At 67.1% G+C, this 10,876-nt stretch carries 15 protein-coding genes; all 15 read right to left on the reverse strand.

The features are described from left to right. Positions 1-37 precede the first annotated feature (37 nt). The 15 genes from RTK35_RS29995 to RTK35_RS30065 are packed head-to-tail and all read right to left on the reverse strand — an operon-like array spanning position 38 to position 10,684. Positions 38-922 (reverse strand): hypothetical protein, encoded by an 885-nt coding sequence (locus RTK35_RS29995; RefSeq protein WP_316909688.1) that lies wholly within the window; start codon positions 920-922, stop codon positions 38-40. Position 923: 1 nt separating this feature from the next. After that, entirely contained in the window at positions 924-1,802 is an 879-nt protein-coding gene (locus RTK35_RS30000; RefSeq protein ID WP_316909689.1) for a hypothetical protein, read from the reverse strand. Continuing rightward, positions 1,796-2,209: a hypothetical protein gene (locus RTK35_RS30005; protein WP_316909690.1), complete on the reverse strand. Its 414-nt coding sequence runs from the start codon at positions 2,207-2,209 to the stop codon at positions 1,796-1,798. Before RTK35_RS30005 ends, RTK35_RS30000 begins: the two co-directional genes overlap by 7 nt. Next, entirely contained in the window at positions 2,206-2,751 is a 546-nt protein-coding gene (locus tag RTK35_RS30010; RefSeq protein WP_316909691.1) for a hypothetical protein, read from the reverse strand. The genes RTK35_RS30005 and RTK35_RS30010 overlap by 4 nt, the downstream gene beginning before the upstream one ends. 1 nt (position 2,752) lies before the next feature. After that, entirely contained in the window at positions 2,753-4,519 is a 1,767-nt protein-coding gene (locus RTK35_RS30015) for a hypothetical protein (protein ID WP_316909692.1), read from the reverse strand. Beyond that, on the reverse strand, positions 4,519-5,028 hold the full coding sequence (locus RTK35_RS30020) for a hypothetical protein (protein WP_316909693.1): 510 nt from the start codon (positions 5,026-5,028) through the stop codon (positions 4,519-4,521). The genes RTK35_RS30015 and RTK35_RS30020 overlap by 1 nt, the downstream gene beginning before the upstream one ends. After that, positions 5,028-6,959 carry a hypothetical protein gene (locus tag RTK35_RS30025; protein WP_316909694.1) on the reverse strand — a complete coding sequence of 644 codons (1,932 nt, stop codon included), beginning with the start codon at positions 6,957-6,959 and terminating at the stop codon, positions 5,028-5,030. Before RTK35_RS30025 ends, RTK35_RS30020 begins: the two co-directional genes overlap by 1 nt. Continuing rightward, positions 6,949-7,233, reverse strand: a complete 285-nt coding sequence (locus RTK35_RS30030; RefSeq protein WP_316909695.1) for a hypothetical protein — start codon at positions 7,231-7,233, stop codon at positions 6,949-6,951. The genes RTK35_RS30025 and RTK35_RS30030 overlap by 11 nt, the downstream gene beginning before the upstream one ends. Further along, positions 7,131-7,439: a hypothetical protein gene (locus RTK35_RS30035; RefSeq protein ID WP_316909696.1), complete on the reverse strand. Its 309-nt coding sequence runs from the start codon at positions 7,437-7,439 to the stop codon at positions 7,131-7,133. Before RTK35_RS30035 ends, RTK35_RS30030 begins: the two co-directional genes overlap by 103 nt. Before the next feature lie 57 nt (positions 7,440-7,496). Further along, a complete protein-coding gene (locus RTK35_RS30040) occupies positions 7,497-7,940 on the reverse strand; it encodes a DUF4124 domain-containing protein (protein WP_316909697.1) in 444 nt (147 codons plus the stop codon). Between the two features lie 55 nt (positions 7,941-7,995). Further along, entirely contained in the window at positions 7,996-8,769 is a 774-nt protein-coding gene (locus RTK35_RS30045; RefSeq protein WP_316909698.1) for a hypothetical protein, read from the reverse strand. Between the two features lie 29 nt (positions 8,770-8,798). Continuing rightward, positions 8,799-9,236 (reverse strand): hypothetical protein, encoded by a 438-nt coding sequence (locus tag RTK35_RS30050; protein ID WP_316909699.1) that lies wholly within the window; start codon positions 9,234-9,236, stop codon positions 8,799-8,801. 10 nt (positions 9,237-9,246) lie between these two features. Further along, the gene (locus RTK35_RS30055; RefSeq protein ID WP_316909700.1) at positions 9,247-9,849 is read right to left on the reverse strand and encodes a hypothetical protein; all 603 of its coding nucleotides are present in this window, start codon (positions 9,847-9,849) and stop codon (positions 9,247-9,249) included. After that, positions 9,846-10,400 (reverse strand): hypothetical protein, encoded by a 555-nt coding sequence (locus RTK35_RS30060; RefSeq protein WP_316909701.1) that lies wholly within the window; start codon positions 10,398-10,400, stop codon positions 9,846-9,848. Before RTK35_RS30060 ends, RTK35_RS30055 begins: the two co-directional genes overlap by 4 nt. Further along, a complete protein-coding gene (locus tag RTK35_RS30065; protein WP_316909702.1) occupies positions 10,397-10,684 on the reverse strand; it encodes a head-tail connector protein in 288 nt (95 codons plus the stop codon). The genes RTK35_RS30060 and RTK35_RS30065 overlap by 4 nt, the downstream gene beginning before the upstream one ends. Positions 10,685-10,876 lie beyond the last annotated feature (192 nt).

The raw sequence follows: 10,876 nt of genomic DNA on the forward strand, positions 1-10,876 counted from the left end.
CGGGTGTGTCAGGCGCCGGCGGCGCGGTGCAGGCGGATCAGCGGCGGGTTGGTGGTGGACAGGTCACTGCGCTCGAACTCCCAGACGTCGGGCGCGCCCGTGGCCCAGGACACCGAAGCACGGGGGCTCCCACCGTGGAGGCGCGCAGCTGGGGCATGCCGTTGGTGTGCACCGCCAGCCAGTAGCGGCGCCCGCCGACCAGCTCGGCCGGGGCGCTCAGGGTGGCGATGGCCTGGCCGGTACTCCCCAGCGGGGCGAGGCCGTTTGCGCTGGGAAGCCCAGCGCCTGGCCAGCCCACCAGGTCGCTCTCGTAGATCTTCAGGGAGGCATTCGAGGAGGCCGCCGCCGTGGTGACGATCACCGACATCTGGTCGATGGTCATGTCGTGGGGTGCCAGGTACGGGACCATCACCAGCGTGCCGCTCATGATCAGCGCGGTGGAGTTGGTGAACGTGACCGGCATGCTGTCGGTCCAGGCGTCCGGGGGGATCTCGAACACCGGATCGCGCACCCACTCCTCGAACCGGCGCCGGTAGGCCCGGCCGTCATCGGTGACGTCCTCGATGCCGCCGCCTGGGCCGGGGCCGGTTCCGCCGCCAGCGTCCCGCAGCTGGGCGAACAGGCCGGCGGTGGCCCGCAGGCTGACCTCGGTGCCAGCGGCCCACAGGCGCGCGGGCGTGCCTTCCTGGGCACGGGTGATGGTCAGCACGCCGGCGGCGTTCGACGTCGCCTTGACGATCTCCCAGGCGTTTTCGGTGCCGTTGGCATCGGTGCCCACCAGGGTCAGCAGGTAGTAGTCGCCACCGGTCATGCCCAGCAGCAGGGCGGCGCGCTCGGTCTCCACCACCATGGAGGCGGAGCCGGCTGGCAGCTCGGCCTGCAGCGTGGCGCTCCAGTTGTTCACGAACAGGGGTTTCGCCATCTCAAATCCATCCGACAGGGGTGGCGGCCAGCGGGGCCGCCACATGGGTGACAGGGTTCCAAGAACTGTATGAGCGTGGTCCGTACAGGATTTCGCGGCGGTCGGACGGCACGGTGCTGGTCTGATCCGACTCGTTGACGATCACGGGGGATTCGGCGCTGGCCGGTGTGCCGGCGCCTATGTAGTGGTGCTGGAATAGGACGCCGTCTTCAGTGGTGCGAACGTAGAACACCACCATGTTGTTGCTGATGTGCAGGACGTCTATTTTCTCCCCAAGGATCAGAGGGCCCCACGCCGAACTCGGCCCGGCCTGCTGCTCCACTGTCAGCGGGGCCGGCGGCTCGCTGGCACTCTGCACCCCTTCTAAGACGTGGTTGTAGAACTCCTGCCCATTGAGCCGCCCGATGTAGCGAACTGTGCCAGAGTCTGTAGGGGTTCCCGGAGTCAGGGACTCGTAGGTACCCTCCAGGCGCGCCTCGGCCACCAGCGTCTCGCCGACTCGCAACCTCCAGCGACTGAGACGGCGCCGGTAGCCGAAGTTAGGCTCGGCGAACTCAGCCTGTTCCTCGTCGCGGCGGTCCACGTAGCAGCGCACCAGGTCGCCGGTTGGCCCGAACCAAACCGCTCGGATGCGGCCGTTCTGCTCCTGGTTGACCTGGCCGGTGCTGGTGATGACACCACTGGGCCCGTGAGTAACGGTCATATCGTTCTGATAGGTCAGGGTTCCCAGCGTCTCGCTACGGGTGTGCAGCACCGTCACACTGGCCGTGAAGGGCTCAGCGGCGCTACCCGATATCTCGACCAGCAGGAACCCGAGCGGGATGGGGCGCTCACCAGCCATGATGAGCGGGCTGGGGTCGTTGGCGTAGAGCATCAGCACGGCCCGCCGCCCGTCTCAGAACCACCCACCTCTCCCATGCGTCGGGCAGTGCCGGCGTCGAGGTTGATGATCCACCGGGTGCCGTCCGGTGCACAGTAGAGCCAGCCGCCCAGGTCCCGGCCGTAGAGCTGGAACTGGGAGCCGCAGAGGATGGCCTGGCTCCACCAGGACCGTCCCGCCGCCGCATCGGCCGCCAGTTGCTCCGGCGTGCGTGTCACGCTGGGCGTGCCCGGCACACGGACCCGGTAGGTATACCAGGGCTGTTCCGGCAGCGGATGCTCACGCGCGGCGCCGTTTGGCAGTACCACCTCGCCCTGGCTGGGGTTGCTCGCTCTGCGTACCTGGCCGTGCCAGGGCCATCCGAAGATGACCACCTCGTCCGTGGGAATGCCCGCTACGTTCATCATGGTGCAGGCTCCGCCAGGTTCACCACCACGTCGGCGCCGTCGGCATCGGTGAGCTTGAGCGCCTTGATGGGCTTGATCTCCATGGTGAAGATCCCGTCGCTGGTCGCCACCACCACGGTGCCGTAGTAGTCCCGGTCCGGGACGGTGGCCGCGCCATCGGTCTTCGTCTTCTCGGTCAGGGGGCTGGCGATGCCGCCGCCTCCTCCAGCAGCTGCCGGGGTGGCCGGGTCCCAGGTGGCAGACCCACGGGTTGCCGGTCTGCCGCCGCTTGCCTCCCTGGCTGACAGGGTCTTCGACTGGCGAGCCCCTGGCTTGAGCGAATTCAGGTCGGCCCGCAGGGTCTTGCCCCGCCGCTGCTCCTCCAGCGACCGGCCAATGGCGCGCCGGGCAGCCTCCGAACTCTGCTGGCGGCCGGCGGCGATGGCCTGGCGGGACGCCTCGCGCGACGACTCGGAGGTGGCGGTGCGCGATACCTCGGACGTGGCAGCACGGGAGGCGGTGATGCCGTCACGGATGGCCTTGCGTTCGTCTGCGAGGGACATGTCAAAGCTCCAAGTGATCAGTTGGGACGCTCACGCGGTAGGTCTTGCCGACCTCCACCGGGAACTCGTCCATGTGCTCGGCCGGAATCTCAACGACGTTGAGCCAGAACTTGCGCGGGAAGAGTTCCAGGTCCGGGTTAATGTCCAGATCGTTCTCGTCGTAGTTGCCGCTGAAGCCATCCAAGTGCTCGTCGTAGATCGGGCTCTCGTTGCGCCCGCCCAACTGAGTCGGCAGCTCGATGAGTGGCCAAGGCTCTCCTGGTGGCGTGCTGTCGGGAGTCGCTGGTGGCGTCAGCGGGTCGGTCTCGCTGCTGCCGCCCTGGCTCACGGCAAGCTGGAAGTTGGTGTAGCAGCGCCCGCTGCGCAGGTCCCACTCGTCAATGATGTTGACGACCTTGGCCTGGCAACTGATCGGGTGCCCGAGGATCTCGTCCTCGACGCGCACCGTGTGCTCCAGGCGAATACCCACGGCCTCGGCGGTCGGCAGGGTGAAGGCGAACCGGTTGCCACGGTGGGCCTTGAGGATGGACGCACGGCCGATGGCCAGGATGGTGCTCAGGCCCAGCAGACGGCGCTCCTCGTTGCGGATATCCACCACCCAATCGCCCAGGGCATCCTGAACGGCGCCGGGTTCCGGCGAGGTGTAGGTGGCGCTGAGGAAGGTCTGTTCCTGGTCGCTCTCGGTGTCCATCGCGATGCGGTCGCGGCTGATCACTTCCCCGGCTTGGGCCACGCTGGCCGGCGCCTCCAGGCGCAGCGTGTACTGCTCGGTAACCCGCTGCGCCCAGCGGATCGCGCTGGTCCAACTGGCTCGAAGCAGTAGGTCCGGGTAGCGGTTTACCCAGCCGGCCGGAGGGGTACAGTAGATCCCGCTCTCCGGCAGGCGAAGCCAGAACGCATCATTCAGAACGGCACTGTAACCGGCATCAGAACTGGCACCGATTACCATGGGAATGTTTGGCAGCTCGGTGGAATCGTGGCGCCAGACACAGAAGCCGGTTTCGATGGAGTCGCCCACGATGTCCGGGTGCCGCCAGGAAAATTCCTGATGGCGCTGCCGTAGACGGATGAAGCGATAGTCCGCCTCGACCTCGACAACGTTGATCCGCTCGCTCAGCTCCACGGGCAAGTAGTCGATGCTTTGGAATATCGCGGTGTCCGGCCTGATGAGCCAATGCGGCACGCTGGTGGCGGCCCATGGCGTCACCTGCAGCTGACCCTCGACGGAGCGCTGCAGGCTCACAGGCAGGGTGCTCAGGCGCTCCTTGGCGTAGGCCCAGCGAGAACGGCCCTCGACCGGCTGGAAGACGTCAGGCGACCACAGGCCGCCCACCAGGGCGTCGATGTCCTCGATGGCCATGGGCTCCACGGTCTCGTTCAGGCGGTCGCTGCACTCGCAGGCGAGCACCCGCGTCTGCAGGTTGAAGCGCGGGCGCTCCAGCTTGCCGCGAAAGCGCAGCGTTGAAACATCGGCGGCCGCCTGGTGGTGGATGTAGTAGATCTCGACATCCTGCCCCACGTAGCTGTCGGGGTTCACGGCGCCTGCGTCCAGCAGCAGGTTGAAGTCGGCAATGCACCGGGCGAACTCCTCGCGCTCGATGCGGATGGTCCCGCTCAGGTACTGGGTGACGTCCACCCCGTTCAGCAGCAGCTGCACGCTCCAGCGAATCGAGAAGTTGGGCTGCACTTCCTGGGTGACGATTCCACGGCCGCGCCGGGCCCCGCCGTTCAGGGTGGCCCCGTTCAGCGTGATTCCGTTGATTTGCATTAGACCTCCCTGGCGTCGAACGACCAGGCATAGGGGAACTGACCCGCGCGCAGCGCCTCCTGGGGCGGCTCGCATGACACGATGAAGCGCGGCATCCACGCCACCTTGTAGCTCGTGGCGCCGGCGGGCGGCGTGAGGGTGAAGGCGTTGCCCGTCATGGCGATGGGCGTGCGCACCTCACGGTTGCCGACCCTGGCAAATGCCCATGGCGCGGCGTCCGGCCGGATACTCCCCGGGATCACCCCCGTCAGGCTCTCGGTGATCAGCATGCGGGGCTTGGTGCACAGCAGCTCCAGGGGCTGGTCGAAGTCCAGGGCATCGAAACCCAGGCCCATCAGGCCGGCGCCGCTGATGGTGATGACAGTCTTGCGGAAGTGCACCATCTTGACCATCGACCCGGATGTCCTCCGGTCTTCGGTCACCCCTTCGGACGCTGGTTGATAGCTCTGATCGGGGAAACCGCCACTGGCCAATGGCGTGATCGCCAGGCCTCCCAGCTTCACGTCCATCAACTTACCTCCCGGTCACCGTACTTGCGGGACTCATTGCGCGTCAGCGCGTCGAAATTGGTCTGGTCGGCGAGCAGCGTGTAACTGCCGCCGTCTGGGGTCTTGAGGATCACGGTGCCGAGGCTGCGCGATCCGCCACCGGATGCCAGGACCTGGCCTACCGCCCCGCCCGTTGCGAAGCGCGGGACGCCAAGCCCGTTCATGCGCGACAGCAGACCCACGCCGTAGCGGCGCACCGCCTCGGCGCGCATGACGAACTCGCCATTGGAGAGGCGGGCCAGGATGCTGTCGCTGGTGCCGGAGCCGGGACCGACGACGTGGCCGCCGCTGGCGAACTTCTTCACGGGCCCGGGCGTCCCGCTATCGGTGGTAGGCGCTGTGACAGTGGGCGAGATGGTCAGGGATTTGCCGATCATCTCGCGCAGCTTCTGGAACTTGTCCATGATCCCCTTCACCTCCTCGTCCGGGAGGTTGAGGCTGACCTTCACATTGGTTACCTCAGCGACCAGCGCCTTCAGTTCGAGAAGGACAGCCTTGGCCTCCTCGGCGGACTTCGTGGCCTTGTCCAGCTTGATCTTGTCGGCCTGCTCCTCGATGCCCTGCAGCTGCTTGATGACGCCGCCGAAGCCGTAGGTGTTGCCGCCGGCTTCCTGGATCTTCTGCAGGACGTCGAGCGCGGCCTGGGCCTTGGTCTTGGCCCCGTCCACGTCGTTGGCAGCTAGCGCATTGCGCGCGGCCACCTTGAGGGCATTGGCCTGGCCGAAGTCCGGGGTGCCGGTGGCGCCGGCGTTGAGCTTGGCCAGGGCGTCCTTGTAGCGCTTGGCGGTGTCGACCTGGGCCTTCTGCGCGGCGCTCAGGTCGCTGTTGGCCTTGCTCTGGGCCTTCACCTGCTCGGCCAGGTACTCCTGCGACTCCTGCAGGACCTGCTTCTGGATCGCGGTCAGGTCGTCGGCATGCTGCTGGGCCTCGCCCGCAGTGGTGCCCATGCCGGACACGGCCGCGTCGAACTGCTCGGCGGCGGCGGTGGCGCGGTCGGCCATGGCCTGCTCGCCGTACTCGCCGGACCAGAGCTTGGTGATCTCGTCCTTCGTGTCGCCGATGTTCTGGCCGACGTCCTGCACGCCGTCCTTGATGGTGTTGACGGCGCCCTCGAAGTTCCCCTGGATCGCCTGCGCAGCGGCAGCGAAGACGGCACCGAACAATTTGCCGTAGCGCTTGAACTCGCCGGCCAGAACGATCCAGATGCTTGTGAGGATCTTGAGGCCGGTGCCCATGATCTCGGCCGACTCGGTCGCCTTCTTGCCGTCCTTGGTGAAGGTGATGAGGTAACCGCTGATGTCATTGAGCGCCGGCACCAGCTTGACCGACAGGCTCTGTCCGGCGCCTTCGGCGGCACTGCTCAGCACGTCCATGTTGTCGTTGAACTGGCCGGCATCGGCATAGGCCGAATCGTCCAACACCAGGCCGAGCTCCTTGGCTTCGTCGATCAGCGCCTGGATCCCTTCGGCGCCGCGGTTGAGCAGCGGCAGCAGCTTGGCGCCGGACTTGCCGAACAGGTCCAGCGACAACGCCTCGGCCTGCTTCTTCGACCCGTCGGCGGCGGCCTGGATATTGGCGTTGAACTTGGTGAGGGTGGCGCTCAGCGCCTCCCCCTCGATGCTGGCGTACTTGGCCGCGTACTGCAGGCCGGCGAACTCGCTGGCCGCCATATTGGCCCGCTCTGCCAGCTCGCCGGTCATGTCCACGGCGTCGATGCTCGACTTCACGAAGGCACCCACGGCGGCCACCGACAGCGCACCCGCCAGGGCCAGGCCGGCCGACTTGGCGGATTCCATCAGGTTGGCCAGCTGGCTGTCGGCGCGGTCGAAAGCCGGCTGGGCACGGTTGACGCCCTCGATCACCAGCTGGGTGGATACCCGGTTAGCGGACATGGGTCAGCTCCTTTTGAAGGGTCTTGTAGCCCTTCTCGCAGCGAGCGGCTCGGGCCACCTGCAGATCGAGCAGGGCGGCAGCGCGGCTGTCCTCGTGGAGGGCAGCGGCAAAGGCCTCGATCTGCGGGAGGGTGTAGGTCTGGATATCGGCCCAGGTGTGGCCGGCGGATATCAGTTGCTGGACGGCGTCTGCCCAGCCACGACGCTTGCCATCAGCTCGACGGCAGACGCCGCCGGCACGCGCCGGAGTGACCAGCGGGTGAGGCTGGTGCAACGCAGCAGGATCACCTGCAGGTCGCCGGACTGCTTGGCGTAGCGGTAGATCTCCTCGGCGGTGAAGTTGCCGAGCATCTCGAAGAGCCGGGCACCGGCCTCGCCGAAGCGCTCGAAGTCCGGCAGGCGCACGGGGTTGATCAGCACCTGGAGGCTGCCCAGCGTCACGGGGACCGGCTCGGGGAACAGGATGTGGATATCGCTCATGCCAATCTCCGGGCATAAAAAAACCCGCCAGCGGCGGGTTTGTTGGGGATCTCTGGGTTACTTCTGGTTGCAGGGAACAGGCACTTTATCAACCTGAACACCAGCCAGGACTCGGCCGTCAGGCGTCGTCTTGCGAACATGCCTCATAACTTCCACGTACTTCACACAGGGCTTGACCTGGACCGGCACCTGCACCGGGACCGGCACTTCCCGGTAAACAACCTCTGGCTCGGGGGCGGCTGGCTTCGGCGCAGGCTTCGGCTTGGGCCTCGCGTAGGTCTTGCTCGGGTCGGCCATCTGCACGGCTGGGCCGTCTCCGCTCGGGCGCTGGGCGGCGTTGACTTCCACCGACGCACCCGTGGTGCCGGCCGGGCATGTGTTCTGCGCGAACGACACCTTGCCGGCGCCGTCCACGCACTTGACGACTGTCGCGGCCTGAGCCGCCGTGCTACAGGCCAAGGCCGCAGCCAGTATCCAAAGACGCACGTGGATTCCCTCCATGGGGGTTGCTGATGGCGTGGACTGTATCGCCACATGCCCAGCCACGCCACCTGCATCAGACCGCCTTGCGCTCGATCTCCCAATCCCACATGGCCGCTTCGCCGTCGTCGAAGATGGCCGGGTCGGGCAGGAGGGTGATGGTCACCGGCACGACGCCGAACTCCGCGCCCTGATTGAGCGGGATGGCACCGCCCAGGGCGATCTTGGCGTAATAGCAGCGGATGCGGCGGATCTCGCCGTTGCCGCCCTCGTTCTTCTGCCCCACCAGCAGGCGGTGGAATGTGCTGCCCTGGGTGAACGGCTTGATGAGGTCCACCGTGGGGTAGGTGTAGCTGATGAGGATCGGAAGCTTCTTGTCGGTACCACTTACCGCCGCGATGGCCGTGGCCAGGGGGCCGCCCGGGAGAATACGGATACCACCCGGCAGCACCGAATAGTCGATGTTGCGGGTATAGGTGGTGGAGCCGTCGGCGCTGGTGACCTCAGTCACGGTCAGGGTCAGGTGATCCAGGATGATGACGCGGTCGATGCGCGCATCGTGGGCTTCGTCGGTGACGGTGCCGCTGGGCACGTTCTCGACCGAGCCGAACAGCAGGATGGCGGCGGCGGCCGGCTTGAAGTTGACCGCCTCGCCATTGAGCACGATCTGGCTGGTGGCGGTGACCTGGTCCAGCGGCGGCAGGCCGGCGCGGGTGGGGTCCGGGATGGAGATCTCGGTGGTGGTCGGCTCCGCCTCCATGTTCTGGAGCTTGAAAAGTTCCTGCAGGTTCCAGGTGGGATAGGGCGCGACGTAGGTGCTGCCCCGGAAGAGTTGAGTGTCGAGCATCATGGTGTTGTGTCTCCTGGCCTCGCGGGCCGTCAGTGGTACGTTTCTACGTAGATCAGGCTGAAGGTGACGATGACGACCCGGGTGGGCTTGCCGTTCGTGGAGCCGTCGGCAAATTCGATCTGGTCTTCGTCGTCGATCAGGCCAGGGAAGCGGTCGTCGAAGTCGTCGCGACCGAAGCCGAGGGCGCGCTGGATATCCACCGCGGCGGCGTCCAGCAGGGCATCCTCGGCGCTGGCCTTGAACGCGACTTCAACCTGGTACGTGCGCTTGCGCGATGCCTGGCAGCCGGCGCCACTGACGCGCGTGTCGAGCACGGTGCGGAGCATGGCGAACGGCATGGCCTGGTCGGTGCGGCCCTGGGCGGGACCTGTGAGTACGGCGCGCAGCTCGGTCTCGAACCCGTTGCCGGGGACGATCCGCTCAAAGCACGCCTTCAGCTGGGCGGTCAGCTCGCTGGCTCTTGGCATTGGGTGATCCTCATGCGCTGGCGCGCGCGATCTCTCGCCGGATGCGCCGTTCCAGCTCCTGCTGGAGAAAGGCGTTCACCCAGCGGATGGTCCCGCTGCCCGTCAGCTGGCGGAACCAATAGGCCACGCTTGGCCCCTGGGCGTTCTGCAGGGCGCGCCGGTAGGTGTAGGAAGTGCGCTCAGGGTTGCGGGTGTTGGGCCCGACCTGGCGCGCGCGGCTGCTGCGCGTGGACAACGGCTGCGGGGTGCTGGCGGACGGGTTGACGAAGCCGGCGGCCACCTTCCGCCCGGACGGCCCCATGATCCAGATCCGCCCGCGCGTGGCGTCGATCCGGTCATAGCCCCAGGACGCATAGCGAATGACGTCGACACTGGAGCTGCTCGGGATGATCCTGGCATTGAGGCGTCTACTGTTCGCGCGCTTGATCACCAGCCGCTCGCGCACGAGGGCGGGGTTGATGATGCGGGACAGCGGCTGCAGGTACTGGGTCTTGCGGGTCTGGGTGGCGGCGGTGTTCATCGCGCCTCGCAGCACCGGCTCCACCTTGCGGCCGATGGCCTCCAGGCGGGCGCGGGCCAGGTCGGCGCCGGCCATGGTTACGGATACTCTCATTGCACCAGGTCCAGCCAGAGACCACGCACGACACCGTCGTCGCGGTCGGCAGCGAGCGATAGGACTTCGTAGCGGTCGGCGCCCACCAGCAGCAGGTCGCCCTGCTCCACCCGGCCGGCCTCGATCAGCGCTACCTCCGCATAGGTCCGAAGGACCGGGCCTTGAGCGTGGTCCGGTGAAATGAACGGCACGTCAAAGGCGAGAAAGACCCGGCAGGGCCTGGGCGCCAGGCCGTTCACCAGGGCCTGGCCAGGAACGCCCATCAGCTCATCGCCGGTGATGCGCAGCTCGGCGCGGTTGCCGATGGGGTCACGAACGCTGGTGAGGTGGAACAGCCGGCCACCCTGGCGCAGGTACCGCCCGATGACGAACTGCGGGCAGTAGCGCGCGCGGATATCCACGCGGACGGGGTTACGCAGGCTGGTCGGTGCGCCCGGGGCGGCATTCTCCTGGGTGAGGATGCCCACCCAGCGCCGCCCCAGACAACGCTCCTGCAGGTCCGGGCCAAGCTCCAGCAGCTCGGCCCGATGACGGATTTCGCCGGCTCTCATCGGAACGACCTCCGGGGCCACAGCAGCGCTTCAACGCCGAACGGCAGGGCCACAGGCGCAGCGCCCAGAACGGTCGCCTCGCGGTTGTTGTAGTAGTGGCCGACCAGCAGCAGGATCGCTTGGCCGACATCCTTGGTCAGGAGCATCTGGGTCGCCTGATCCAGCGGCGGGGCGTCAGGCCCCGGTGCCGGATCGACGATGGTGCGGTCACAGAAGGCTTCGACGTGGGCCCTGGCCGCGTCGAGGTAGGCCTGGATCAGGTTGTCCTCCTCGTCGTGCTCGATGTGCCAGGTCCACCATCACTTGGCTCCTTTACGGCTTGCGGCTTTCGGCGCAGCGGGTTCCGGCTGGGGTTCCGGCTGGGGTTCCGGCTGGGGTTCCGGCTGGGGTTCCGGCTGGGGTTCCGGCTGGGGTTCCGGCTGGGGTTCCGGCTGGGGTTCCGGCTGGGGTTCCGGCTGGGCCTGGCCATCGGCGAC

The organism is Pseudomonas sp. zfem003, assembly GCF_032621675.1.
GTDB lineage: Bacteria > Pseudomonadota > Gammaproteobacteria > Pseudomonadales > Pseudomonadaceae > Metapseudomonas > Metapseudomonas otitidis.